Source organism: Micromonospora sp. NPDC049049 (assembly GCF_040649115.1).
Classification (GTDB): Bacteria; Actinomycetota; Actinomycetes; order Mycobacteriales; family Micromonosporaceae; genus Micromonospora.
The window spans coordinates 52,822-76,604 of sequence record NZ_JBEZEX010000024.1; the positions used below are offsets into that span (position 1 = coordinate 52,822).

The following is a 23,783-nucleotide window of genomic DNA, read 5'->3' on the forward strand; positions in this document are numbered from 1 at the left end:
TGCACTTCCTGTCGCGACACAACAGGCATTCCACTCATGTTGACGACCGAATCTGCAAGATCGGCGCGATCTTCTCGCTCGACACACGTTGATCTATCGGGGTGGACCGTCCTGCTCACAGCACTCCGAGGTTGATGGCGAGCTGGGTGATCGTGGCTGGGGCGGCCGGGTCGCGGGCGGCCTGGGCAACCACGTCCCGGGCGGCCGGCCGATGGTGAATCTCGGCGGGCGCGATGTGTTCGGCCCGCAGCAGAACCCTGGCCGCGTTGATGGCGTCGTCCGTCTGGAGGTAGGCGCGCGCCGCGTCGATCAGGTGCGCGGCGCGGTGCTCGATCGGCAGCCATCGCCACCCGTCCCGTCCGATCGCCAACTCGTGCCGGGCGACCCCCTGCGGCCCGTCGCCCATCTCCACGGCAGCGGTGACCCGGGCCAACTCGACCGCCGTCGGCCCGAACGCCGTCCGATGATGGTCGTGTTCGTCGCCCACCTGGACGGCCAGCTCGGCGGCCTCGTCAAGCAGGCCACCGACCACCCGATCGTCACCCGCCCTGGCCGCGATCAGGGCGGCCTGCACAAGCAGCGATCCCCGCAGCGACATCTCCTCCGGGGTGCCCGGGGCGATCTGGGAAGCGGCGGCCAGCATTACCGCCCCTGCCTGAGCCGATGCCCGCAGCACCTGGCCAAGTTGCACCGCCGCGCAGGCCAACATCACCCGGTCATCGGCGGCGGCGGACATCGCCCGGTCAGCGGCCAGCCACGCGAGGCTCCTCTCACCCAGCTTCACCAGCAGCGCCGCCGTCACCCGATACGCCTCGACCACCGCTGCGCGCCCGGCCTCGGGGTCCAGCGCGTGGGCGCGGTGAACCTCGGTCACCAACGTGGGGAGCAGCTCGACCAGACGTGGGTACCGGGCATGTTGGTAGGTCATCCACGCGTGCCGCACCTCCCGAGCCAACCGATCGGGCGACATCACGTCACGGTCCGCCGGGCGACCATAAGCCATTGGGTACGCCGACAGCGCGGCCCGAATCCGCGCCACTCCCTCGCGACGTTCCGCCGCCCCGGCGGGCTGGACATCACGACCGAGCAGGGCTGCGGGATCGACCCGCAGCACCGCCGCGATCTCCCGGATGGTCGATACCCGCTCCAGAGAACGGACCCCGCGTTCGACCTTGTCCACCCAGCTCTTCGACTTCCCCAACCGATCCGCGAACGACTGCTGCGACAACCTCCGCCGCACCCGCAGGTAGGCGACCCGCCGACCGATCGGCACCGGCTCACGGCTCACCACGCCACCGCCGGTCCGGCACCGCCCGAGTCGTCTCCTGCACCGGTATCCGCTCCGCCTCGGCCTGCGCGAGCAACCGGCGTTTGGCCTCTTCCCGTTCGGCCGCGTCGATCTGCTCTCCCCGGCTGACCATCTCGTCGTCAGAACTGGGCATCATCACCTCCGCTGCTGGTCCGCATCGCAGCCTCAGCCGCCGCGTTGCTTGTCACAATGACGCCGAGCCGTCGTCAGGCGCGACGGCACAGAGCCCGACAACACGGGCACTTTGCTGGCGACATTAAGGCGACAGATCGCTATTGTGGCGAACATGAATGCCCCGAATACCGCTCTACGCGCGGTCCGCACCGGGATGCGGATGAGCCAGGACGACTTCGCCCGCGCGCTCCAGGCCGCCGGCCGTCGCGTCGGCGAGCCCAACGACGCCAACAAGAGACTGGTCCAGCGCTGGGAGTCTGGCGCGATCGCCGCACCCCGGCCCGTGTACGCCCGCGCACTGGAAGTCGTGACCGGCCTGCCGGTCTCACTGCTCGGCTTCGCCGCGATACCCAATGGCGATGTCGTCGACGACCAACACGGTGGCCACGACCTGACCTCGCCCATGTCGAGCCTGGCCACACCAACGCCCAAGCCACTCACGGTCCACGCGTCGTACGACGGGGTCTGGCTCAGCCGCTACCAGTACCACTCCAGTGGCCGGGGGGAATCATTCGCCGGACAGCACTTCGTGGTCGTACTCCAGCACGGCGACCAACTAACCGTGCGAAGCCTTCCTGGCTCGGCGGCATCCTCACTGTCAATGGATCTGACCGTTGACGGTGCCGTGGTTACCGGCACCTGGGTCGAGCAGACCGACTCGGCCGGTTACTACCGAGGAGCCCGTTACCACGGCGCGATCCAGCTACTGGTCGAGCCGACTGGTCGACGGATGGCCGGGAAGTGGGTCGGTTTCGGCAAGGACATGGACGTCAACACCGGCCCATGGGAGCTGACCTTCCGGGACGCCTCCACGTCCAAGGCGACGCTCCACCAGTACAACACCTCGCCGGAATAGCACGCTGTGACCCTTTACGCGAGGAACTGGTTGGTGGCTTCGATGAGCAGGCTGCGGGTGCCAGGTTCGGAGCCGCTGTGGCCCGCGTCCTCCACGATGTGGAACTTCGCCTCAGGCCAGACCCGATGCAGGTCCCAGGCTTGCTTTGGTGGCGTCTTGATGTCGTATCGACCGTTCACGATCACCGCCGGGATGTGTCGAATGCGGTCGACTCCCGCCAGGAGACCTTCCGGCAGGAGGAAGCCGCCGTTACTGATGTAGTGGTGTGTGATGCGGGCGAACGCCAGCAGGCTGGCGTCGTCGATGCCGGGCGGCGCCATCGGCAGCAGGGTGTTGGCCGAGAGCTCCCAGCTCATCCAGGCACGGGCCGCCGGGCCGTGGACCGCGGGGTCGGGATGGGAGATGCGGCGGCCATAGGCGCCGACGAGGTCGTGCTGTTCCGTCACGGGGATCGCAGCACAGAAGGCCGCCCACTCTGCGGGAAACAGATGCGCTGCGCCCGCCGGGGTGAACGCCCATGCCTCGTCCGACCTGCGAACCAGCCACACGCCACGGAGTACGAGTTCGGTGACCCGCTCGGGATGGGCCTGCGCGTAGGCCAGGGCGAGGGTGCTGCCCCAACTGCCTCCGAAGACGAGCCAGCGCTCAATCCCCAGGTGCTCTCGTAGCTGCTCGATGTCCGCCACCAGATGCGGGGTGGTGTTGTGTTCCAGTGACGTCTTCGGGTCGCCCGCAAAGGGCCGGCTGCGACCGCAGTTCCGCTGGTCGAACAGCACGACGCGGTAGCCGGACGGGTCGAAGTACTGCCGATTGCCGGGGAGCAGACCACCGCCGGGGCCGCCGTGCAGGAACACCGCGGGTTTGCCGCCGGGGTTTCCACACACTTCCCAGTAGAGCTCGTTGCCGTGGCCGACGCTGAGCATCCCGGAGTCGTACGGCTCGATGGGCGGGTACCAGTCCATGACAGCAGGGTCCCCTCCCGACGACGTTGTCGGAAGGGGACCCTGCTGGTCTGCGGTGTGACTTACGGCTTGACGTACGCGTTCACGAACGACGGGTAGCCGAAGACGCTGGAGATGAAGATCCCGCCGGCCTTGGAGCCGTGCACGTTGTAGGCCACGTCGACGTAGAACGGCACCACCGGTGCGTGCTCCTTCATGATCCGCTCGTCGAGCTTGGCCCACTCCGGTCCCTGGTCGGCCGGGGGCATGGCCAGGATGCGGTCCATCTCAGCGTTGATCGTCGGGTCGTTGAAGTAGGACTGGTTGCTGTTGCCCTCGGCCTTGATGGTCCGGCCGTCGTAGAGCACCGGCAGGATCGACGCTCCGCTGGGCCAGTCCGCCGCCCAGTTACCGATGTACAGGTCCCAGGGGTTGTTCTTCTTCTTGATCTCGTCGAGCTTCGCGTCGTCCGAGATGTTCCGGACGGTAATCTTGAAGCCGGCCCGCTCCAGGTTCGCCTTGAGCTGGGCACCCTGCTGCTGCTCGGTCGAGTTGTCGGCGACACCGAGAACCAGCTCCGGCGTCTTGCCGCCGAGCAGCTCCTTGACCTTGTCGACGTTGCCGTTGGCGCCCGCCGGGTACGCGTCGTACGCCTTGTAGCCGATGGTGGCCGGCGGCATCAGCGTGGTCAGCGGCGCGGCGACGGTCTGACCGCCGAGCGCCTTGATCATGCCTTCGCGATCGATGGCGTAGTTGAGCGCCTGACGCACCTTCAGGTCGGTGACCCGCTGGTTGTTGATGACGAGCTGGTTTGCGCTCGGGGTCGGCGAGAGGAGCGTCCGGGACTTCAGCGACGCGTCCCCGGCCACCTTGGCGACCAGCGAGGCGGGCACCGTGTTGAAGGCGAGCGCGCTCTGGTCGGCGCCGTTGTCGGCGATCACCCGGTTGTTGGCGGCGTCCGCGGTGGGGCCGAAGCTCCAGACGAACTGGTCCGGGTACTGGTGCCGGACCGGGTCGGTCTTCGGGTCCCAGTTGGGGTTGCGGTCCAGGGTGATCTGCACGCCGACCTGGTTCTTGGCGACCTTGTACGGGCCGGACGAGAAGGGCTGCTTGTCCAGGTCGACGCCGGTGTCCTTGTCGGCGGGCAGCGGCGCGGTGGTCGGCAGCGAGACCGCGAACGGCAGGTCACAGCGGGGCTTGGCGAACTCGAAGCGCAGCGTCTTCGCATCCGGCGTGCTCAGGCCGGGGGGCAGCGACGTCTTGTTCTTCTTGAAGTCCCACTTGGTGTCGAACTGCGCGGTGTCGGCCAGCCACTCCTGGATGTAGGTCGGGCCGCCGGACAGGTCCGGGTCGAAGGAGCGGGCGATGCCGTACGCGATCTCCTTGGAGGTGATCGGCCGGCCGTCCTCGAACTTCACCCCGTCCTTGATCGTGAACTCCCAGACCTTGCAGTCGTTGTTGACGTTCTTGCCCGGCGTCTCGGCCAGGTCGCCCACCAGGACCAGGCCGCCCTTGCCGTCGTCCTTCCAGGTGGTCAGGTAGCGCGACCAGAGGGGGTTGGCCATCAGACCGGCGAACGAATACGTCCGCTGCGGGTCCAGGTGGGAGATCGGGGACTCCCGGATGACGCTGAACGTGCCACCCTTCTGGGCGCCACTCACCTCGGCCGCCGGCCCCTGCGAGTCCTTGGGGTCGGTCGCGATGACCCCGGTCTGCTTCCGCTCGCTGTCCACAGTGGTGCCCTCGCCCGTGTTCTTCGAGCACGCACCCAATGCCACAACCAGAGCGATCGCGCCGCCTGCGGCAGCCACCACGCGTGGTCTCATGAAGTACCCCCTTCACCCATGTGCCGTGCGGTTTCGTCGGGGCGAGAACCGCCGACGTCCCGAGGATCGTAAGGAAAAAAACTTACAATTTGTGTAACAGTTGTCGATAAATTCCGCCACCGGGCGCGCCCCGTCCACCGACAGCTCAGCGCAGCCGCACCCGAGGGTCGATGGCCGCGTAGAGCAGGTCCACCAGTACGTTCGCCAACACCACGAAGACGGCGGCGATCAGCACCGTCGCCATGATCGTGGGCAGATCACCCGAGCGCACCGCGTCCACCGCCGTACGCCCCAACCCCTGGATGCCGAACGTCGTCTCGGTGATCACCGTCCCGCCCAGCGCCCCGCCCACGTCCAGCCCCGCGATGGTCACCACCGGAGTGATCGCCGCGCGCAGCGCGTGCCTCCCGTACACAGTGGGTTTGGCCAGGCCCTTGGCCCGCGCGGTCCGGACGAAGTCCTCCGACAGCGTCTCCAACATCTGCGCCCGCGACAGCCGTGCGTAGATCGCCGAGAAGAGGAAGGCCAGCGCCACCCAGGCCAGCACCAGCCCGCTGGCCCACTTCGCCGGGTTGTCGAATATCGAGGTGTAGCTGGGCACCGGCAACAGCCGCAGGTTGTAGACGAACACCAGCAGCAGCACCGCGCCCACGAAGTACAGTTGCAACGAGGCGCCGGTCAGCGAGAAGCCGATCGCCAGCCGGTCCAGCCAGGTGCCCCGACGCAGCGCGGACACCATGCCGAGCCCCACGCCGAGCAGCAACCAGAGGATGGCCGCCGGGATCACGATGCTCAGCGTCACCGGCAGCACCCGGGCGATGGTGTCCGAGACGGCCTCGTTGGTGACGTACGACCAGCCCAGGCAGGGTGCGTCGCACCGGCCGCCCTGGGCGCTACCCAGGTCCCGACCGGTCACGATGCCCTTCATGTAACCGGCGTACTGGCTGATCAGCGGATCGTTCAGGCCCAGGTCGTCGCGGACCCGCTCCAGCCGCTCCGGGTTGCAGTTCTTCGAGCAGATGCTACTGACCGGGTCGCGCGGAAGAGCGAAGAACATCAGGAAGGTCAACACGCTCACCGCGAAGAGGGTCAGCGTGGCGGAGAAGAGTCGCTTGAGCAGAAATCGCGCCATGATTTTGACCCCTACCGGGACGACTTCGGGTCGAGCGCGTCCCGCAACGCGTCGCCGAAGAGGTTGAAGGCGAACACCAGCGCGAAGATCGTGATGCCCGGAAAGAACACGTACGCCGGGTCGGTCTGGAGGAAGTCCAGACTGCGGTAGATCATTCGGCCGAAGCTCGGCGTCTCGTCGCTGAGGCCGACGCCGATGAACGACAGCGCCGCCTCGCTGGTGATGAACTGCGGCACCGCCAGGGAGAAGGACACCAGGATCGGCGCCCAGATGTTCGGCAGCAACTGCCGGAAGAGCATGTGCCCCAACCCGGCCCCGCTGGCCCGGGCCGCCTCCACGAACTCCCGCTCGCGCAGCGCGATCACCTGCCCGCGAACCAGCCGGGCCGTGCTGGTCCAGCCGAAGATGGCGAAGACGGCGATCAGCACGCCCACCCCGAAGGCGGACGACACCTGCCCCCGCTCACCGTAGAAGCGCAGCGTGATGGTGGGCGTGAGCGCCAGCGCGATAATCAGGAAGGGCATGGCCAGGGTCAGGTCGGTGATCCAGTTGATCACCGCGTCGAGCCAGCCGCCCAGGTAGCCGGCGAGCGCCCCCAGCACGATCCCGATCGTCGCGGTGATCAGGGCCGCCGCGAACGCGATGAACAGCGAGGTCCGCAGCCCGTAGATCAGCCGGATGAAGATGTCCCGACCCAGCCCCGGCTCCAGACCGAACCAGTGCTCGCCACTGACCCCGCCGGCGTACCCCAGCGGCATGCCGAAGCCGTCCAGCATGTTCTGGAACTGCTCCCGCGGGCCGATCCCGTAGACCATCTCGATCAGCGGAGCAGCCAACCCCAACAACAGGAAGAAGACCAGGAGTACGCCGCTGATCACCGCCGTCCGGTCGCGGCGCAGCCGCAGCCAGGCGAGCTGACCGGGCGAACGGCCCACGACGCCAGTGGTCGCGGCTCCGCTCTCGTCGCCACCGGACTCGATCTCGGCCAGCGCCACACCCTCCACCGGGGACAGGCTCACGACGACACCTCCTCGACGACCTGGGTGATCGACCCCGCCACTTCGGGGAAGTGACACGCGGTGGCCTGGTTGCCGCCGTCGCGCGGGATCAGCGCGGGCTCCTCGGTGGCGCAGATGTCCTGCGCCTTCCAGCACCGGGTGCGGAACCGACAGCCCGACGGCGGGTCCAGCGGGGTGGGTACGTCACCGGTCAGCCGGATCCGCCCCGCCGGGCCGAGCTGGGTGACGTCCGGGATCGCCGAGAGCAAGGCCCGGGTGTACGGGTGCTGTGGGCGCTCGTAGATGTCCGCCCGGTCGCCGATCTCCACGATCCGACCCAGGTACATGACCGCGACCCGCTGGCAGAAGTGCCGGACCACGGCCAGGTCGTGCGCGATGAACACGAAGGCCAGGCCAAGCTCGCGTTGCAGGTCGCGCAGCAGATTGACGACCTGCGCCTGGATCGAGACGTCCAGCGCGGAGACCGGCTCGTCCGCGACGATCAGCTTGGGCCGCAGGGCCAGCGCGCGGGCGATGCCGATGCGCTGGCGTTGACCACCGGAGAACTCGTGCGGGTACCGGTTGTAGTGCTCCGGGTTCAGCCCGACCAGCTCCAGCAACTCCTGGACACGGGCCTTGATGCCACCCGGCGGCTTGATTCCGTTGACCTGTAGCGGCATCGCCACGATCCGGCCCACCGTGTGCCGAGGGTTCAGCGAGGCGTACGGGTCCTGGAAGATGATCTGGAGTTCCTGGCGCAGCGGGCGCAACTCCCGGCGGCCGGCGTGCGTGATGTCCCGCCCGTCGAACTCGATGCTGCCGCTCGTCGGTTCCAGCAACCGCACCAGCATCCGACCGGTGGTGGTCTTGCCGCAGCCCGACTCCCCCACCAGGCCGAGCGTCTCGCCCGGGCGCACGTCGAAGTCGAGCCCGTCGACCGCCCGCACCAGACCGGTGGCGCGCAGCCCCTGGCGTACCGGGAAGTGCTTGCTCAGGCCGCGTACCCGCAGCAGTGGTTCATCGGTCATCTCCACAGTCCTCCGTTCGGGACTGCGGTACTCCGCTGCGCTACGTTCCTCGCCCTCACACAGCCACCCCCACTCGTGCGATGTCCTCGGCGTAGAACGCGGCGCGCTCCTCCGCGCTCAGGTGACAGGCGACCAGGTGGCCATCGGCCCCGGCGGGGCGCAGCTCGGGCACCTCGGTGCGGGAGCGGCTGCCGGCGCGGTCCGCGTACCGGCAGCGCGGGTGGAACGCGCAGCCCGACGGCAGGTTGATCAGGCTGGGCGGGTTGCCGGGGATGGGCACCAGGTCCGCGTCCGCGTCGCCGTGCAGCGACGGCACGCTGGAGAGCAACCCCCAGGTGTACGGATGCTGCGGCGCACGGAGCACCTGCTCGACGCTGCCCCGCTCGACGGCCCGCCCGCCGTACATGACCAGCACGTCGTCGGCGACCTGGCCGACCACGCCGAGGTCGTGGGTGATCAGGATGATCGCGGAGTGGAACTCGGCCTGGAGGTCGGCGAGCAGGTCCAGGATCTGCGCCTGCACTGTGACGTCCAACGCGGTGGTCGGCTCGTCGGCGATCAGCAGCGCCGGGTCGTTGACCAGGGACATCGCGATCATCGCCCGCTGGCGCATGCCGCCGGAGAACTCGTGGGCGTACTGGTCGAAGCGACGCGCCGGCTGCGGGATGCCGACCCGGTCCAGCATGTCGACAGCACGCTGGCGGGCCTCGCGCCGGTTGGCCTTCGGGTGGTGCACCCGGTACGCCTCGGCGATCTGCCGGCCCACCGTGTAGTACGGGTGCAGAGCCGACAGTGGATCCTGGAAGATCATCGCCATATCCCGGCCGCGCAGCCGGCGTACCTCCTCGTCGGCCAGGCCGACCACCTGCCGGCCACCCACGGAGATCTCCCCCGTGATGGTGGTCCGTTTCGGGTCGTGCAGGCCGAGAATCGCCAGCGAGGTGACGCTCTTGCCGGAGCCGGACTCACCCACGATGCCGAGGGTGCGGCCCCGCTCGACGGCGAACGACACCCCGTCGACAGCGCGCACCACGCCGTCCTCGGTGTCGAACCGGACCCGAAGATCACGCACCCGCAGGTAGGCGTCCTGGTCGGAGCGCTGCGCCGGCACGGCGGGACGGTCGTCCGGGTCCCCGGACGGCGAGGGTTCCGAGCTGTCCACGGCCACCTCCCTCAGTGACGAAGAGAACTTACAGCAAAGTCCCGAGGGTGAAAATAAGCTACAAAGTCGGCACGTGTCAGCGGGCCCGAGCGTAACGAGTCGGCATCGGCCCCGCACCCCCGTCACCTCGCCATCCACACCCGTTCATGGCCCAGGACGCACGTGAAGTGCGACGATTGGCGGAGCAGCCAGCAGAGGATGCCCGTGGCACGAGGCGGAGGTGACGATGACCGCGGCGGTGTTCAACCACGAAGGCCCGTGGACCGAAGAGGAGTACCTCGCCCTCGGCGAGACGCAGCAACGCGTTGAACTCTTCGACGGGAGCCTTCACGTGACCCCAGCCCCCACCCCGCGGCACCAAAACATCTCGGGCGAACTACGCGCGGTTCTGCGAGGCCCGGTTCGCGAAGCCGGCCTGCACGTTCTGGAAGCGGTGAACGTCCGGCTCAGGCCGGGTCGGATTCCGATCCCCGATCTCGTCATCACCAGCCCGATCGACTTCGACGAGCTCAACGTCGAGGCGAGTGACGTGCGGCTGGTGTGCGAAATCATCTCGCCGAGCAACGCGTCCACCGACAAAGTCCTCAAGATGCACTACTACGCCGCCGCCGGCATCGAGTGGTATCTCCTGGTCGAGCAGGACAGCGGCATTGTGCATCTGTACCGGCGGCGGGGCGGTCACTACACCGAGCAGTCCGTGACCAGACCGGGAGAGGTGTTGGAGCTGACTGAGCCGGTGAAGGCCACCATCCGGCCGGAGGAACTGCTCCCCTGACGGGTGTCGGTCCGCTGGCCTAGGGTCGGTCCATGACCGAGTTCGACGCGGCCGCCGCCGCCGTCCAGGCCGCCCTCGACGCGGGCGCCCGGTACGCCGACGCCCGGGTGATGCACCGCCGCTACGAGTCGATGACCGCGCGCAACGGTGACGTGGAGGAGCTGACCCAGGACGAGAGCATCGGGCTCGGGGTCAGAGCGCTGGTCGGAGCGAGTTGGGGCTTCCACGCCGTACCCGATCTGTCGGACGCCGCCGCCCGCGACGCCGGCCGGCGCGCGACGCGGACCGCCATGGCGAGCGCGCGGGTGCCGGGCCCTTCGGTCGACCTGGTGCCGGTCCAGGCTGTCACCGCGAGCTGGGCGTCCGGCTGCCAGATCGACCCGCTCGGGGTGCCGCTGTCCGACAAGGGCGATCTGCTGGTCGACGCGACGCGCACGATGGCCGAGCACGGCGCGGACCTGGCCGAGGGCCTGTACCAGATCTGGGACACCGCGAAGTGGTTCGTCTCCAGCGAGGGCCACCGGATCGACCAGCGCATCCGCGAGTGCGGCGGCGGCATTTCGGCCACCTCGATCGGCGACGGCGAGACGCAGCGCCGCTCCTGGCCGAGCTACCGCGGCCAGTACGGCACCACCGGGTGGGAGCTGGTCGAGTCGCTGGATCTGGCCGCGCACGCCGCGCAGATCGCCGAGGAGTCCCGGGCGCTGCTCACCGCGCCGGCCTGCCCGGCCGGCGAGACAGACCTGATCCTCGGCGGCGAGCAGTTGGCCCTGCAGATCCACGAGTCGGTCGGGCACGCCATCGAACTGGACCGGATCCTCGGCTGGGAGGCGGCCTTCGCCGGCACGTCCTGGCTGGACCTGGCCCAGCTCGGCTCGCTGCGTTACGGCTCGGAGCTGATGAACATCACCATCGACCCGACGATCCCGGGTGCGCTGGGCAGCTTCGGTTTCGACGACGAGGGCTCCCCGGCGGTCAAACGGGACGCGGTCCGGGACGGCCGCTGGGTGGGTGTGCTCGCCGGCCGGGACTCCGCAGCCATGGCGAGCCTCGACTACGGCGGCAGCGTACGGGCCGACGGGTGGGCCCGGCTGCCGATGGTGCGGATGACCAACGTCGGCCTGGAACCCGGCCCGCACACGCTGGAGGAGATCATCGCGGCCACCGACGACGGCGTGTTGATGGACCTCAACCGCTCCTGGTCGATCGACGACAAGCGGCTCAACTTCCAGTTCGGCTGCGAGGTCGGCTGGGAGATCAAGAAGGGGCGGCGTGGGCGGATGCTGCGCAACCCCACGTACACCGGGATCGGCCCCCTGTTCTGGCGCTCGATGGACATGCTCTCGAGCGAGACGGTCTCCTGGGGCACGCCCAACTGCGGTAAGGGCCAGCCCGGCCAGATCGGGCACACCGGCCACCCGGCTGCGCCGGCCCGGTTCCGCAACGTCCGCGTAGGGGTCTCAGCGTGAGCGCGAGGAGTGAGCCGGGTTTGCGAGCCCCGCAGTCGCGAACGAAAGGTGGCTCGGCGTGAGCGCGAGGAGTGAGCCGGGTTTGCGAGCCCCGCAGTCGCGAACGAAAGGTGGCTCGGCATGAGTGGGCAGACGGAGTTGGAGCTGGCGGGGCAGGTGGTGGAGCTGGTTCGGCGTCTTGGCGGGCCAGCCGCGCAGGCCGAGGCGGTGGTGACGCGGGCGGACCTGGCGCTGACCCGCTTCGCCAACTCGGGCATCCACCAGAACGTCTCCGAGTCCACCGTCGGGGTTCGGCTGCGGGTGCACGTCGACGGTCGGACGGCTGCCGGTGGCGGCAGCGTGGTCACCGCCGACGGGCTGTCCGGTCTGGTGGAGCGCACCCTGGCCGCGGCGCGGCTCTGCCCGCCCGACCCGGGTTGGCCAGGGCTTACCCCGCCCATGCCCACGCCGGACGCCCCGCCCGTCGACGAGGCCACCGCGCACGCTGAGCCGGATCAGCGGGCCGATCGGGTGCGGGCGTTCGTGGCCGCTGCCGGGGGCCTCAGCACCGCCGGCTACTGCCGCACCGCGCACCGCTCGTCGGCGTTCGCCAACTCGGCCGGGCACTCGGCGTACGGCCGCTCGGTGGAGGCGGCGATGGACGGCATCGCCCGCCTCGACGGCGCCGACGGGGTGGCCCGGCGCAGCGCCGACCGGCTGTCCGACCTCGACGGCGCCGAGTTGGGCGCGCAGGCGGCCGCGATGGTGCGGGCGGCGGCCGACCCGGTCGAGCTGCCGCCGGGGCACTACGAGGTGGTGTTCGAGCCGGCCGCGGTGGCGGACCTCCTGCAGAACCTGTCGTTCTTCGGCTTCAACGGCAAGCGGTACGCCGAGCGGCAGTCGTTCGCCGAGCCGGGCGCGGCCCAGTTCGACAGGGCGGTGACAGTGGTGGACGACCCGCTGGGCGGGTCCGGGTTGCCGTTCGACGCGGAGGGCACCGGCCGACGGGCGCTGACGCTCGTCGAGGCGGGCACCACCCGGGCGGTGGCGCACGATCGCCGGACCGCCGCCGAGGCGGGCGCGGAGTCCACCGGGCACGCGGTCGCCGGGGGTACCACCTGGGGCCCGATGCCCCGAAACCTGCGGCTGACCGGCGCGGTGGCGGGTCCGGCCAGTGCAGTGGGCCGGAGCACCACCGGCGCGGCGGCCGGGGCGGTCGTCGACGCGGACACCGCCGCGTTGGTGGCCGGCGTACGCCGAGGGCTGCTGGTCACCGATCTCTGGTACACCCGGGTGCTCGACCCGAAGAGCCTCGTCGTCACCGGCTTGACCCGCAACGGCGTCTGGCTGATCGAGGACGGCACTGTCGTCCGGGCGGTCCGTGACCTGCGGTTCACCGAGTCGTACCCGCGGGCGCTCGGGCCGGGGGCGGTGCTCGGGCTCGGCGCGCGGGCGGTGCGCCAACCGGACCGGGTGGACGGTGCCTGGTGGGCGGCGCCGTCGCTGCGGCTGGCGTCGTGGCACTTCACCGGAGGAGCCTCCGGCTGACGTTGTCGGCCACGCTCGCTGATGGTCGGCGACGCGCGCAAAACCGGCGCGTCGAGGGCTTTTCCGCAGGCCAGACACACGGGACACTCCCTTGCGCGGACGGCTCGCGGAGATCGGCGTAACGTGTGTCACTTAGCTGCGTCGGTCGATCCGGCGTGGTCGTTGGTGTGCGCATGACGTGGCAGCGGGTGCGGGTTCGCCGGTCCGCGTGCCGACCGGAGAGAGACCAGCCCGCCCGTACGGGCCCGTCGAGGAGACGACTCGAATGACTTCAACGGCAACGAGGCCGAAGGGGGCGCGGGCGCGCGCCGCCATCGCGGCGAAGACGTTGCGTACCGACCGATGGTGGTTCGCCCCGCTGATCACCGTGATCGGGCTCAGCGCCTGGGTCGCGTACGCGACGGTCCGGGTCTTCATGCACAAGTGGTACTGGGTGGACCAGTTCCACTACCTGACCCCGTTCTACTCCCCGTGCGTGACCGACCGGTGTGTCGAGGAAGCCTCGCACTTCGGCCGGTTCCTGCCCGGCTGGTGGATCATCCCGGACGCCGCGCTGACCCTGCCGTTCCTGCTGCTGTTCCGGCTCACCTGCTACTACTACCGTAAGGCGTACTACCGGTCGTTCTGGCTGTCGCCGCCGGCCTGCGCGGTCCCGGACGGGCACAAGGAGTACGGCGGTGAGACCCGTTTCCCGCTGCTCGGGCAGAACCTGCACCGCTACTTCTTCTACGCCGCCGCGATCATCTCGCTGATCAACACCTGGGACGCGATTCTCGCCTTCCACTCGCCGAAGGGCTTCGGCTTCGGGCTGGGCAACATCATCCTGCTGCTCAACGTGGTGATGCTCTGGGCGTACACGATCTCCTGCCACTCCTGCCGGCACATCATCGGCGGCCGGCTCAAGCACTTCTCCAAGCACCCGGTGCGGTACAAGGCCTGGACCTTCGTCTCGGCGTTGAACGTGCGGCACATGCAGCTCGCCTGGATCACTCTCGGCACCCTGGCGCTGGCCGACTTCTACATCATGGCGCTCGCTGCCGGCTGGTTCTCCGACCTGCGGTTCATCAACTAAAGGGCCCCTGACATGACCACAACCACTCGCATCGAACGACACCACTACGACGTCGTCGTCATCGGGGCCGGCGGCGCCGGTCTGCGCGCGGCGATCGAGGCCCGGCTGGCCGGCAAGAAGACCGCGATCATCTCCAAGTCGCTGTTCGGCAAGGCGCACACGGTGATGGCCGAGGGCGGCGCGGCCGCCGCGATGGGCAATGTGAACAGCCGGGACAACTGGCAGGTGCACTTCCGCGACACCATGCGCGGCGGCAAGTTCCTCAACAACTTCCGGATGGCCGAGCTGCACGCGAAGGAGTCGCCGCAGCGGATCTGGGAGCTGGAGACGTACGGTGCGCTCTTCGACCGCACCAAGGACGGCAAGATCTCGCAGCGCAACTTCGGTGGCCACGAGTACCCGCGCCTGGCGCACGTTGGTGACCGGACCGGGCTGGAGCTGATCCGCACCCTCCAGCAGAAGATCGTCTCGCTTCAGCAGGAGGACCAGCGGGAGTTCGGCTCGTACGACGCCCGGATCAGGGTGTTCTCCGAGACGACCATCACCGAGCTGCTGCTCGACGGTGACCGGGTGGCCGGCGCGTTCGGCTACTACCGCGAGTCGGGCGAGTTCATCCTCTTCGAGGCGCCTGCGGTCGTGCTGGCCACCGGCGGTGTCGGGCGCTCCTACAAGGTCACCTCGAACTCCTGGGAGTACACCGGGGACGGGCACGCGCTGGCGCTGCGCGCCGGGGCGACGCTGATCAACATGGAGTTCCTCCAGTTCCACCCGACCGGCATGGTCTGGCCGCCCTCGGTGAAGGGCATCCTGGTCACCGAGTCGGTGCGCGGTGACGGCGGCGTTCTGAAGAACTCCGACGGCAAGCGGTTCATGTTCGACTACGTCCCCGACGTCTTCCGCAAGCAGTACGCGGAGACCGAGGAGGAGGCGGACCGCTGGTACACCGACCCGGACAACAACCGACGCCCTCCGGAGCTGCTGCCGCGCGACGAGGTGGCCCGGGCCATCAACAGCGAGGTCAAGGCCGGCCGGGGCTCCCCCGCCGGTGGCGTCTTCCTGGACATCGCGAGCCGACGTTCGGCCGACGAGATCCGCCGCCGGCTGCCGTCGATGTATCACCAGTTCAAGGAGCTGGCCGACGTCGACATCACGGCCGAGCCGATGGAGGTCGGCCCGACCTGCCACTACGTGATGGGCGGCGTCGAGGTCGACCCGGATTCGGGTGCGGCCTTCGGCCACGTACGCGGGCTGTTCGCCGCCGGTGAGGTCTCCGGTGGCATGCACGGCTCGAACCGCCTCGGTGGTAACTCCCTGTCCGACCTGCTGGTCTTCGGCAAGCGGGCGGGCGGGCACGCGGCCAGCTACGCCGACGGGCTGACCGCCCGACCGAAGGTGGCCGTGAACGAGGTCGAGGCGGCCGTGGAGACCGCCCTCGCGCCGCTGCAACGGGACACCGGCGAGAACCCGTACACCCTTCAGCAGGACCTCCAGGCGGTGATGGGGGATCTGGTGGGCATCATCCGCCGGGAGGGTGAGCTGGCCGACGCGCTGGTCCGGCTCGCCGAGCTGCGTGAGCGGGTGGCCAAGGTGAGCGCGGCCGGCGGCCGACGCTACAACCCGGGCTGGCACCTGGCCCTGGACCTGCGCAACATGCTGGTGGTCTCGGAGTGCACCGCGAAGGCGGCGCTGGAGCGGCAGGAGTCGCGCGGCGGGCACACCCGGGAGGACTACCCGACGATGGAGCCGAAGTGGCGGCAGGTCAACCTGGTCTGCGCGCTGGACGGCGACACCGTGCAGCTGACCCGCAAGCCGCTGCCGAAGATGCGGTCGGAGCTGATCGGCCTCTTCGACCGGGCCGAGCTGGCCAAGTACCTCACCGACGAGGAGCTCGCCGACTTCGACGCCCTCGTTGACGACGCTGGAGAGGCGGACAACCGATGAGCGGGAAGCGTCAGTTCCGGATCTGGCGGGGCGACGAGAGCGGCGGCGACCTCCAGGACTACATGGTGGAGGTGAACGAGGGCGAGGTCGTCCTCGACGTCATCCACCGTTTGCAGGCCACCGATGCGCCCGACCTGGCCTGCCGGTGGAACTGCAAGGCCGGCAAGTGCGGCTCCTGCTCGATGGAGATCAACGGCAAGCCGCGGCTGGGTTGCATGACGCGGATGTCGACCTTCGGCGACGACGAGACCGTCACTGTCACCCCGCTGCGCACCTTCCCGGTCATCCGGGACCTGGTCACCGACGTCTCGTTCAACTACGAGAAGGCACGGGAGACCCCGGCGTTCGCCCCTCCGACGGACGTGGCTCCGGGCGACTACCGGATGCAGCAGGTCGACGTGGAGCGCTCGCAGGAGTTCCGTAAGTGCATCGAGTGCTTCCTGTGCCAGACGGTCTGCCACGTGATCCGCGATCACGAGGAGAACAAGCAGGCGTTCTCCGGTCCGCGGTACTTCATCCGGGCGGCCGAGCTGGACATGCACCCGCTGGACGCCCGGACCGACCGCAAGGAGTACGCGCAGGCCGAACAGGGCCTCGGCTTCTGCAACATCACCAAGTGCTGCACCGAGGTCTGCCCCGAGCACATCAAGATCACTGACAACGGGATCATCCCCATGAAGGAACGGGTCGTCGACCGCAGGTACGATCCCCTTGTGTGGCTTGGTAGCAAGATCTTCCGTCGGGGCGAGACGCCCCAGACCAGCGTGACCACCGCCCGTCAGGGCTCGGCGACGCCGGGCTCCGCCCGGGGTGGGGTGCACTCGCACGCGGGTGGCTCCCACGACTCGGGGGCTGAGGCGCAGGCGCAGAGCGGCGTCAACTGGCACCGGGAGGTGCCCCACCCGACCGCTCCGGCGGTCGACGACCGGGGCAAGCTGCCGCTGACCGAGCTCACCTTCGACCGGGCCGCCGCGCCGTCTCCCTTCGGCGACGACGTGACCTTCCCGCTGCCTCCGGAGCACCTCAACTTCGCTCACCCGGAGCAGGACAACAAGCACTGACCACCTGAACAACAACGGGGGCCGTGGCAGCTGCCACGGCCCCCGTCCCACTTCCCAACCCCCAACCCCCGGCCCCGCCCCCGGCCCCGGCCCCGGCCCCGGCCCCGGCCCCGGCCCCGGCCCCGGCCCCCGTTGATCATGAAGTTATTGCCCTCCTGCGCGGCGTGTCATGGCAATAACTTCATGATCAACGAGGGTTGCGCAGGAGGAGGGGGCGAAGGGCGGCCACGATGGGGGCGTCGGCGGGGAGCCAGGTGACCGAGTCCAGTTCGTCGGCCGTGAGCCAGCGGAGCGCCTCGTGCTCCAGCGCCTGTGGCTGGTCGCCGCCGAGCAGGCGGGCCGCGTACACCTTGAGCACCGAGCGGCCGTGCGCCATCCGCACGTTGCGGCCGACCCGGGCGCCGATCTCGACGCGTACGGCCAACTCCTCGGCGCACTCCCGGATCAACGCGTCGGTCTCGGCCTCCCCCGGCTCGACCTTTCCGCCCGGAAACTCCCACATGCCCGCTACTTCGGGTGGGGCGGAACGCGCACAGGCGAGCACCCGCCCATCCCGGATGATCGCCGCGCCGACGATCACCTTCAGGTCCCGTCGTTCGGCCTGCCCGCCATCATTCGCCCGTTCGGTCCGCACGGGCGTCCAGGGTGCCAGATCAATCGGCGGTTTGGGTACCGTAGCCGTCCGCTAGGCCAGCAAGACACGGAAGTGTGGGCGTGGACACCCCCTCCGAGCAGCGGGAGACTAGGGGGCACCGACAAGACACGGGATGGCGACGATTTGGCCACAAGCCGGCAACGGCGCTTGGGGGGTGCGGTGATGCGCGTGCTGTTCAACAGCAGGGCCAAGCACGACTACCTTTCCGACGCGTTGACCTTGCTATCTGGTTGGACGCGCGAGGGCGAGCAGATCCGACGGACGCTCGTGATCGACGATACCCAACACGCCGCACTAACTGAACGGGTCAAGGTCGTCGCGGATGCGCTGCATCTGCGACCCGAGATCAGCCGCCGGGCCGACAGCACCCAGATCCGGGTCGGGCACGGCAGCGGCGAGCCCCTGACCGAGGGCGAGGTCCTGTTGGCCGCCCGCATCGAGGACGCTTACCGGGCGGTCACCGAGGCCTGACGACCGTCTCCGCATCCGACCCGGCGTCCTGCGGGTACCAGCGCAGCTCCACCGAGTTGCCGTCCGGGTCCCGCACGTAGATCGAGGTCGCCGAACCGCGCGCGCCGAACCGGCTGACCGGCCCGGTCAGCACTGTGAAGACCTCCGACTCGATCACCTGCGTCCAGTCCAGTGGAGCCACCACGAGGCAGAAGTGGTCCACGTTCGCGCCCTGCGGCTCACCGCGGACGAGGTCGATGATGCTGTCGGGGCTGATCTGGACCGACGGGAACGGGACGGTGCCCGCACGCCACTCGTCGACCCGTACCGGTGCCAGCCCGAGCTGGTCGCAGTAGAAGCTCAGGGAGCGTTCCACGTCGGCGACGGTCAGCACCAGGTGGTCGAAACCGGTTACCCGCACCGCGCTCACGCCGGCCGGGTGGTTGCCAATGCTCATGTCGGAGCCTTTCGTTCGGTCTTCCCTGCCGCGTTCACGATCCCCGGACGAGGGGCGCCGACCAAGACCTGATGCCGCTACGATCGTTGCCCACAGGTCAACGATGGGATTGGTGTGCTGGAGCGGTACGAGGTCGAGACGTTCCTGACCCTCGCGGACGAACTGCACTTCGGCCGGACCGCCGAGCGGTTGACCCTCAGCACCGGCCGGGTCAGCCACATCGTGAAGAAGCTGGAGCGCCAGATCGGCGCACCGCTGTTCGCCCGCACCAGTCGGGTCGTCCGACTCACCCCGATCGGCCGACAGCTCGCCGACGAGTTGGCCCCGCTGGTGGCAGGCATGGACGAGGCCGTCCGCCGCGCGACCGACGCCGCCCGGGGCGTGACCGGGACGCTGCGGGTGGCGTTCCTCGGCGAGTGGACCGCGCCGGTGCTGCTCCGGGCGGTGGCCCTGTTCGGTGAACGGCACCCCGACTGTCGGGTGGAGGTGCACGAGGCGCAGTTGTCCACCACCCGGTCCGGGCTGCTCGACGGCTCGACCGACGTGTTGATCGCCTCGTACCCGTTCGACGGCATGGCCACCGGCCCGGCGCTGCTCTGCGAGGACCGGGTGCTCGCGGTGGCGGCGGGTCACCCGCTCACCCGGGAACGGTCGGTGTCGTTGGAGGTGCTCGCCGACCACCCCGTGGTGCAGTACCCGACAGTGACGTCGACGGAGTTCAAGCGGGACCGCACCCCGGAGCGCACCCCGTCCGGCCGGACGGTGCCGAAGGGGCCCGCCGGGAACACCTTCTCCGAGATGCTGTCAGTGGTCGCGCTGGGCCGGGGAGTCCTGCCGGTGGGCGAGCACACGCGGCGCTACTACCCGCGCCCCGACGTGGCGTACGTGCCCATCCACGACGCGCCACCGATCGAACGAGGGCCGGTCTGGCTGCCCAGCAACACCACCACCCGGGTACGCGAGTTCGTCCGCGCCGCGACCGACGCGAACCCCCGATGAGGCACGCCGAGTTCCGCCACCACCGGCTGGTCCAGGTGTACGACGCCGAGTGCCGGTGGGGGCCGGACGACGACTTCTTCCAGACGGTGGTCGACGAGACCCCGACCGCCCGGGTGCTCGACCTCGGCTGCGGCACCGGCCGGCTGACCGTTGCCCTCGCCATTGCCGGCCACACCGTCACGGGGTTGGACCCGGCCGGCGCGTCCCTGGCCGCCGCCCGCGCCAGACCGGGTGGCGATCGGGTGACCTGGATCGAGGGCACCTCGGCGCTACTGCCGGAGCGGGCGTTCGACGTGGCGGTGCTGACCAGCCACGTCGCGCAGTTCTTCGTGGACGATGCGGAGTGGGCGCGTACCCTCGCCGACCTGGCCCGGGCGCTCGTGCCCGGCGGCAGGCTGGTGTTCGACGCCCGCGACCCGGCGGACCGTCGCTGGGAGCGGTGGAACCCGGTGGATTCGCACCGGGTGGTCACGCTGCCCGACGGCGGCGAGTTCGTGGTCGTCGCCCGGGTGGGCGCGTTGGCGCCGGTTTCCTAACCTGGGGCACATGGCGAACATCGCGTACGACCGCAAAGAGCAGGTCCAGCAGATCGAGAGTGGCCTCCTCGAAGGCGAGCAGATCATCGCCGTCTACGACGCCGTCGGCACCGGTACCGGGTTCATCGGGCTGACCGACCGGCGCGTGATCATCCAGGACCGCTCGTTCGTCGGCAAGCGGTTCGCGATCACGAGCATCCCGTACTCGAAGATCACCAGCGTGAGCGTGGTCAGCAACAAGTCGTGGGGTGGTTCGTTCTTTTCCACCGGCGCCATCGCCATCCACGTCGGTACGCACACCTACGAGGTGGAGTTCCGTGGCGCGCAGAAGAGCCACCACGTGCACAACGTGATCCTGCACCACATCTCCTGACCGCACGTCTCGTCGTGGGCCCGGCTGGCGTAATTGCCTTGCCGGGCCCACGGCGTGTCTGGTGTCCTCGGTCGACAGTCACGCGAAGGGAGCAGCCACCATGCCCAACACGACGAAGTCCCCCGAACCAACCGTCATCCGACCCGAGGAATCGAGACTTCGTGAGCAGGACTGTTCCCTTGGCGCTGCTGAGCGCCACTGACTTCAACCCCGGAGGCCGCTGATGTCGGTCTTCGACGATCCCGGCCTCTTCGGCCGGCTCTGGGCCGCCGACTACGACGGCCCCGGCAACCCCGACCCGGCGCCAGCCGTGGACTTCCTGGCCGACCTGGCCGACGGGGGTCCGGTTCTCGAACTGGCGATCGGCACCGGCCGGGTCGCGCTGCCGCTGGCCGAACGCGGCATCGCCGTGCAGGGCGTCGAGGCGTCCGAGGAGATGGTCGCGCAGCTGCGGGCGAAGCCCGGCGGCGACCGGATCCCGGTGGTCGTCGCCGACATGGCGGACGTGCCGGTGGCCGGTGAGTTCCGGCTCGCGTACCTGGTCTTCAACACCCTGTTCAACCTGGTGGACGCCGAGCGGCAGGCGGACTGCTTCCGCAACGTCGCCCGGGTGCTGTCGCCCGGCGGCGCGTTCGTCATCGAGACGTTCGTGCCCGACCCGCGCGACTTCGACGAGGACGAGCAGGTGCAGGTACGTGCCGTGACCGAGGACTCCGCGACGATCCGACTGCACCGGTACGACCGGCCGGCGCAGCGGTTCATCCGGCAGACGATCACGTTCGACGCGGACGGTGTGCACCTGAAGCCGTTCGCCATGCGGTACGCCTGGCCACACCAGATCGACGAGATGGCGCAGCGGGCTGGGCTCCGGCTCACCGAGCGGTACGCCGACTGGCACCGGCGACCGTTCCAGGCCGACAGCCCGTCGCACATCTCGGTCTACCGCAAGGAGTAGCGGTTTGATCGGCTCGGGTTCCGGAAAGTCGAGCAGTCATCGCCCCGACGTCACGGAACCCGAGCCGATCTCCCGCCGACCGAGAGCGAGATGCCGCCATGAGCAGACGAGCCATCCAGGTGGTCCTGGCCCTGTCGGTCGTCCTCATGGTCACCGGCATCATCCTCAAGGTGACCGGGGGCGGCGCAGCCGACACGGCCGGCACTGTGGCGGTGTCGCTCGCCTCGGTGGGTTCGATCGTGGCGAGCATCGGCTCGTCCTTCCGCGCTGTCCGCCGAAACGACGGCCCACAACGGTGATTCGGCCTTTCACCCCTCGGCTGATTCTGCTGCCAGCAGCTAGGTATTGATGGGCAGGTCCTTCGCCGGGTGAGCTGACTGCATGGCCGACGCCTCCCGATTCCCGCGCTCCTCTCCGTACTGGCCGGTGGTCAGTCACCCTCAACTCCGACGCGTTCTACCCGGGCTGGCCGTCTCCGCGTTGGGCGACGGCCTGGCGGTGGTCGCGGTGACCTGGCTCGCGATCCAACTCGCCCCGCACGATCAGCGGGGCACCTGGATCGCGCTGGCCATGGCGGCGTACACGCTGCCCAGCGCGGCCGGGACCGTCGTCTTCGGTCGGCTGCTGCGCGGGCGAAGCGGCGCGCAACTCGCCGGGTGGGACGCGATTCTGCGAGCCAGCGCGCTCGCGGCGATCCCCCTCGCCCACCTTGCCGGCGTGCTCACCATCGGGCTGTACGTGGTTCTGCTGGCCGCGTCGGCGCTGCTGCACTCGTGGGGTTCCGCCGGCCGATTCACCCTGATCGCCGAACTGCTGCCGCAGCGACACCATTTGCCGGCCAATGCCGTGCTCAGCACCATCGGAGGGTTCGCCATAATCGTCGGCCCGCCACTGGCGGGCATCCTGATCGGCTGGGTGGGGCCGGTCTGGGTCATCGCCATCGACGCCGCAACCTTCGCCGCGCTGGCCCTCACGTACCGTCTCGCCCTTCCCGCCAACGACGGACCCGCACGGTCCGAGAGCGGCGCTTCGCGAACGGCCGGCTTCGCGGTCATCCGCCAGAACCCGGCCCTGCTGGGCCTGCTGGTGCTGAGCCTCGGGTTCTTCTTCCTCTTCGGGCCGGTGTACGTGGCGATGCCGATCCACATCACCGACGACCTGCACGCCTCCGCGACGCTGCTCGGCGCCTACTACACCGCGTTCGGCGTCGGCGGTCTCGCCGGGGGTCTGGTCGCCGGTTATCTCCGCCGCTGGCCACTGCGAGCCACCACCATCGGCATCGTCGTCGCGTTCGGCGTTGCCATGCTGCCGCTCGGCCTGGGCGTACCGGTCGGCGTGTCGTTGCCGGCGTTCGCCCTGGCGGGCTTCATCTGGGCGCCGTACATGTCCACGTCGATGGCGCTGTTCCAGCGCAGCACGTCGACCGCCCGACTGCCCGCGGTGCTCGCCGCGAACGGTGCCATCCTCGTGCTGGCGGTGCCCCTGGGCACCATGCTGGGCGGGCCGCTGGTGGGTGCCATCGGCCCCCGCCCGACGCTGTTGCTCTGCGCCGTGGCGATCGTGGCCCTCGGCCTGACCGCCGGGGGGTTTGCGCTCTCGCGGCGGAGCGCGCGAACCCCCGGCGATCCGGCTGTCACCGAGGTCAGTGCCAGTCGCTGATCCGGACGTCGTTCGGGGCCGGTCGGCCGTGGCCGGTCTCCACCTGCTCCTTGAGGCTGATCAGGAACAGCGCCCACTTGGTGCTGCAGTGGTGCATGAACTCGACCGGCTCGCGCCAGCCCTGATGCGCGAACTGGACGATCGTGTACTCGCCGCGCTGGTCGAGACGCCAGTCGACCTCGGTGCCGACCCACTCCTCTGGGCCGTCGACGACGCGCCACCGCACCCGCCCGGCGGGGTTCAGCTCCAGGACCTCCATGTCGAAGCCGCCGGCATCGCCGAACCGGAAGGCCAGTTGTCCACCGACTTCGCTCTTGCCCACCGTGTCGGTGGTCCACCAGGCGGCGAGGCCCTCCGGCGTGGCTACCGCTCGGTAGACGTCGTCGAGCGGTGCGACGACGCCGACCCGGTGCAGGATGTCGGCCATT

The 23,783-nt window shown here is 69.5% G+C and carries 25 protein-coding genes; 14 read left to right on the forward strand and 11 right to left on the reverse strand.

Annotation, left to right across the window (positions count from 1 at the left end; genetic code table 11):
- Positions 1 to 115: 115 nt before the first annotated feature.
- Both AB0B68_RS23060 and AB0B68_RS23065 read right to left on the reverse strand, forming a co-directional pair.
- A complete protein-coding gene (locus AB0B68_RS23060; protein WP_357262597.1) occupies positions 116 to 1,288 on the reverse strand; it encodes a helix-turn-helix domain-containing protein in 1,173 nt (390 codons plus the stop codon).
- Complete coding sequence (locus AB0B68_RS23065) at positions 1,278 to 1,442, reverse strand: hypothetical protein (RefSeq protein WP_357199806.1); 165 nt, start codon at positions 1,440 to 1,442, stop codon at positions 1,278 to 1,280. The genes AB0B68_RS23060 and AB0B68_RS23065 overlap by 11 nt, the downstream gene beginning before the upstream one ends.
- Positions 1,443 to 1,586: 144 nt before the next feature.
- Here AB0B68_RS23065 and AB0B68_RS23070 point away from each other — a divergent pair, with 144 nt between their 5' ends.
- Positions 1,587 to 2,339: an XRE family transcriptional regulator gene (locus AB0B68_RS23070; protein WP_357262600.1), complete on the forward strand. Its 753-nt coding sequence runs from the start codon at positions 1,587 to 1,589 to the stop codon at positions 2,337 to 2,339.
- A 14-nt stretch (positions 2,340 to 2,353) separates the two neighbouring features.
- Here the strand turns inward: AB0B68_RS23070 and pip are convergent, their stop codons facing one another.
- The 6 genes from pip to AB0B68_RS23100 all read right to left on the reverse strand — a co-directional run bounded on the left by pip (position 2,354) and on the right by AB0B68_RS23100 (position 9,375).
- The gene (pip, locus tag AB0B68_RS23075) at positions 2,354 to 3,301 is read right to left on the reverse strand and encodes a prolyl aminopeptidase (RefSeq protein ID WP_357262603.1); all 948 of its coding nucleotides are present in this window, start codon (positions 3,299 to 3,301) and stop codon (positions 2,354 to 2,356) included.
- Between the two features lie 62 nt (positions 3,302 to 3,363).
- Entirely contained in the window at positions 3,364 to 5,106 is a 1,743-nt protein-coding gene (locus tag AB0B68_RS23080) for an ABC transporter substrate-binding protein (protein WP_357262606.1), read from the reverse strand.
- 145 nt (positions 5,107 to 5,251) lie between these two features.
- Positions 5,252 to 6,238, reverse strand: a complete 987-nt coding sequence (locus tag AB0B68_RS23085; protein WP_112604983.1) for an ABC transporter permease — start codon at positions 6,236 to 6,238, stop codon at positions 5,252 to 5,254.
- Positions 6,239 to 6,249: 11 nt separating this feature from the next.
- Positions 6,250 to 7,257: an ABC transporter permease gene (locus AB0B68_RS23090; protein WP_357199818.1), complete on the reverse strand. Its 1,008-nt coding sequence runs from the start codon at positions 7,255 to 7,257 to the stop codon at positions 6,250 to 6,252.
- Positions 7,254 to 8,264 (reverse strand): dipeptide ABC transporter ATP-binding protein, encoded by a 1,011-nt coding sequence (locus AB0B68_RS23095; protein ID WP_357199821.1) that lies wholly within the window; start codon positions 8,262 to 8,264, stop codon positions 7,254 to 7,256. The genes AB0B68_RS23090 and AB0B68_RS23095 overlap by 4 nt, the downstream gene beginning before the upstream one ends.
- Positions 8,265 to 8,319: 55 nt before the next feature.
- On the reverse strand, positions 8,320 to 9,375 hold the full coding sequence (locus AB0B68_RS23100; protein WP_357199836.1) for an ABC transporter ATP-binding protein: 1,056 nt from the start codon (positions 9,373 to 9,375) through the stop codon (positions 8,320 to 8,322).
- A 277-nt stretch (positions 9,376 to 9,652) separates the two neighbouring features.
- Here AB0B68_RS23100 and AB0B68_RS23105 point away from each other — a divergent pair, with 277 nt between their 5' ends.
- The 6 genes from AB0B68_RS23105 (at position 9,653) to AB0B68_RS23130 (ending at position 17,271) form a co-directional block, all read left to right on the forward strand.
- Complete coding sequence (locus AB0B68_RS23105) at positions 9,653 to 10,201, forward strand: Uma2 family endonuclease (RefSeq protein WP_357199824.1); 549 nt, start codon at positions 9,653 to 9,655, stop codon at positions 10,199 to 10,201.
- Between the two features lie 32 nt (positions 10,202 to 10,233).
- Positions 10,234 to 11,670, forward strand: a complete 1,437-nt coding sequence (locus tag AB0B68_RS23110; RefSeq protein WP_357199827.1) for a TldD/PmbA family protein — start codon at positions 10,234 to 10,236, stop codon at positions 11,668 to 11,670.
- A 120-nt stretch (positions 11,671 to 11,790) separates the two neighbouring features.
- On the forward strand, positions 11,791 to 13,197 hold the full coding sequence (locus AB0B68_RS23115; RefSeq protein WP_357262610.1) for a metallopeptidase TldD-related protein: 1,407 nt from the start codon (positions 11,791 to 11,793) through the stop codon (positions 13,195 to 13,197).
- A gap of 265 nt (positions 13,198 to 13,462) precedes the next feature.
- Positions 13,463 to 14,269, forward strand: a complete 807-nt coding sequence (locus tag AB0B68_RS23120) for a hypothetical protein (RefSeq protein WP_124859396.1) — start codon at positions 13,463 to 13,465, stop codon at positions 14,267 to 14,269.
- Between the two features lie 12 nt (positions 14,270 to 14,281).
- Positions 14,282 to 16,210, forward strand: a complete 1,929-nt coding sequence (locus AB0B68_RS23125; protein WP_357207963.1) for a fumarate reductase/succinate dehydrogenase flavoprotein subunit — start codon at positions 14,282 to 14,284, stop codon at positions 16,208 to 16,210.
- Positions 16,207 to 17,271 (forward strand): succinate dehydrogenase/fumarate reductase iron-sulfur subunit, encoded by a 1,065-nt coding sequence (locus tag AB0B68_RS23130; RefSeq protein WP_355008232.1) that lies wholly within the window; start codon positions 16,207 to 16,209, stop codon positions 17,269 to 17,271. Before AB0B68_RS23125 ends, AB0B68_RS23130 begins: the two co-directional genes overlap by 4 nt.
- 187 nt (positions 17,272 to 17,458) lie before the next feature.
- Here the strand turns inward: AB0B68_RS23130 and AB0B68_RS23135 are convergent, their stop codons facing one another.
- Complete coding sequence (locus tag AB0B68_RS23135) at positions 17,459 to 17,905, reverse strand: (deoxy)nucleoside triphosphate pyrophosphohydrolase (protein ID WP_355010145.1); 447 nt, start codon at positions 17,903 to 17,905, stop codon at positions 17,459 to 17,461.
- Between the two features lie 183 nt (positions 17,906 to 18,088).
- Here AB0B68_RS23135 and AB0B68_RS23140 point away from each other — a divergent pair, with 183 nt between their 5' ends.
- Positions 18,089 to 18,397, forward strand: coding sequence for a 4a-hydroxytetrahydrobiopterin dehydratase (locus AB0B68_RS23140; RefSeq protein ID WP_112604995.1), 309 nt, complete (start codon positions 18,089 to 18,091; stop codon positions 18,395 to 18,397).
- Here the strand turns inward: AB0B68_RS23140 and AB0B68_RS23145 are convergent.
- Entirely contained in the window at positions 18,384 to 18,833 is a 450-nt protein-coding gene (locus tag AB0B68_RS23145; RefSeq protein ID WP_357262613.1) for a VOC family protein, read from the reverse strand. The two genes, AB0B68_RS23140 and AB0B68_RS23145, sit on opposite strands and share 14 nt — an antisense overlap.
- A gap of 114 nt (positions 18,834 to 18,947) precedes the next feature.
- Here AB0B68_RS23145 and AB0B68_RS23150 point away from each other — a divergent pair, with 114 nt between their 5' ends.
- The 6 genes from AB0B68_RS23150 to AB0B68_RS23175 all read left to right on the forward strand — a co-directional run bounded on the left by AB0B68_RS23150 (position 18,948) and on the right by AB0B68_RS23175 (position 23,355).
- Positions 18,948 to 19,832 carry a LysR family transcriptional regulator gene (locus AB0B68_RS23150; RefSeq protein WP_357201736.1) on the forward strand — a complete coding sequence of 295 codons (885 nt, stop codon included), beginning with the start codon at positions 18,948 to 18,950 and terminating at the stop codon, positions 19,830 to 19,832.
- The gene (locus AB0B68_RS23155; protein ID WP_357262616.1) at positions 19,829 to 20,368 is read left to right on the forward strand and encodes a class I SAM-dependent methyltransferase; all 540 of its coding nucleotides are present in this window, start codon (positions 19,829 to 19,831) and stop codon (positions 20,366 to 20,368) included. Before AB0B68_RS23150 ends, AB0B68_RS23155 begins: the two co-directional genes overlap by 4 nt.
- Before the next feature lie 10 nt (positions 20,369 to 20,378).
- Positions 20,379 to 20,741, forward strand: coding sequence for a PH domain-containing protein (locus AB0B68_RS23160; protein ID WP_030337500.1), 363 nt, complete (start codon positions 20,379 to 20,381; stop codon positions 20,739 to 20,741).
- 223 nt (positions 20,742 to 20,964) lie between these two features.
- Positions 20,965 to 21,696: a class I SAM-dependent methyltransferase gene (locus tag AB0B68_RS23165; RefSeq protein WP_357262619.1), complete on the forward strand. Its 732-nt coding sequence runs from the start codon at positions 20,965 to 20,967 to the stop codon at positions 21,694 to 21,696.
- Positions 21,697 to 21,794: 98 nt separating this feature from the next.
- Positions 21,795 to 21,995: a hypothetical protein gene (locus tag AB0B68_RS23170; protein ID WP_357262622.1), complete on the forward strand. Its 201-nt coding sequence runs from the start codon at positions 21,795 to 21,797 to the stop codon at positions 21,993 to 21,995.
- Between the two features lie 82 nt (positions 21,996 to 22,077).
- On the forward strand, positions 22,078 to 23,355 hold the full coding sequence (locus AB0B68_RS23175; protein WP_357262625.1) for an MFS transporter: 1,278 nt from the start codon (positions 22,078 to 22,080) through the stop codon (positions 23,353 to 23,355).
- Here AB0B68_RS23175 and AB0B68_RS23180 read toward each other — a convergent pair.
- Positions 23,339 to 23,782, reverse strand: a complete 444-nt coding sequence (locus AB0B68_RS23180; RefSeq protein ID WP_357201721.1) for an SRPBCC domain-containing protein — start codon at positions 23,780 to 23,782, stop codon at positions 23,339 to 23,341. The genes AB0B68_RS23175 and AB0B68_RS23180 overlap by 17 nt on opposite strands.
- Position 23,783 lies beyond the last annotated feature (1 nt).

Excerpts from the sequence above, each read along its gene's own strand:
- AB0B68_RS23065 (WP_357199806.1), bottom strand. The coding sequence starts at position 1,442 with ATGCCCAGTTCTGACGACGAGATGGTCAGCCGGGGAGAGCAGATCGAC.
- pip (WP_357262603.1), bottom strand. The coding sequence starts at position 3,301 with ATGGACTGGTACCCGCCCATCGAGCCGTACGACTCCGGGATGCTCAGC.
- AB0B68_RS23080 (WP_357262606.1), bottom strand. The coding sequence starts at position 5,106 with ATGAGACCACGCGTGGTGGCTGCCGCAGGCGGCGCGATCGCTCTGGTT.
- AB0B68_RS23085 (WP_112604983.1), bottom strand. The coding sequence starts at position 6,238 with ATGGCGCGATTTCTGCTCAAGCGACTCTTCTCCGCCACGCTGACCCTC.
- AB0B68_RS23095 (WP_357199821.1), bottom strand. The coding sequence starts at position 8,264 with ATGACCGATGAACCACTGCTGCGGGTACGCGGCCTGAGCAAGCACTTC.
- AB0B68_RS23105 (WP_357199824.1), top strand. The coding sequence starts at position 9,653 with ATGACCGCGGCGGTGTTCAACCACGAAGGCCCGTGGACCGAAGAGGAG.
- AB0B68_RS23110 (WP_357199827.1), top strand. The coding sequence starts at position 10,234 with ATGACCGAGTTCGACGCGGCCGCCGCCGCCGTCCAGGCCGCCCTCGAC.
- AB0B68_RS23115 (WP_357262610.1), top strand. The coding sequence starts at position 11,791 with ATGAGTGGGCAGACGGAGTTGGAGCTGGCGGGGCAGGTGGTGGAGCTG.
- AB0B68_RS23120 (WP_124859396.1), top strand. The coding sequence starts at position 13,463 with ATGACTTCAACGGCAACGAGGCCGAAGGGGGCGCGGGCGCGCGCCGCC.
- AB0B68_RS23125 (WP_357207963.1), top strand. The coding sequence starts at position 14,282 with ATGACCACAACCACTCGCATCGAACGACACCACTACGACGTCGTCGTC.
- AB0B68_RS23130 (WP_355008232.1), top strand. The coding sequence starts at position 16,207 with ATGAGCGGGAAGCGTCAGTTCCGGATCTGGCGGGGCGACGAGAGCGGC.
- AB0B68_RS23140 (WP_112604995.1), top strand. The coding sequence starts at position 18,089 with ATGCGCGTGCTGTTCAACAGCAGGGCCAAGCACGACTACCTTTCCGAC.
- AB0B68_RS23145 (WP_357262613.1), bottom strand. The coding sequence starts at position 18,833 with ATGAGCATTGGCAACCACCCGGCCGGCGTGAGCGCGGTGCGGGTAACC.
- AB0B68_RS23155 (WP_357262616.1), top strand. The coding sequence starts at position 19,829 with ATGAGGCACGCCGAGTTCCGCCACCACCGGCTGGTCCAGGTGTACGAC.
- AB0B68_RS23160 (WP_030337500.1), top strand. The coding sequence starts at position 20,379 with ATGGCGAACATCGCGTACGACCGCAAAGAGCAGGTCCAGCAGATCGAG.
- AB0B68_RS23165 (WP_357262619.1), top strand. The coding sequence starts at position 20,965 with ATGTCGGTCTTCGACGATCCCGGCCTCTTCGGCCGGCTCTGGGCCGCC.
- AB0B68_RS23170 (WP_357262622.1), top strand. The coding sequence starts at position 21,795 with ATGAGCAGACGAGCCATCCAGGTGGTCCTGGCCCTGTCGGTCGTCCTC.
- AB0B68_RS23175 (WP_357262625.1), top strand. The coding sequence starts at position 22,078 with ATGGCCGACGCCTCCCGATTCCCGCGCTCCTCTCCGTACTGGCCGGTG.
- AB0B68_RS23180 (WP_357201721.1), bottom strand. The coding sequence starts at position 23,782 with ATGGCCGACATCCTGCACCGGGTCGGCGTCGTCGCACCGCTCGACGAC.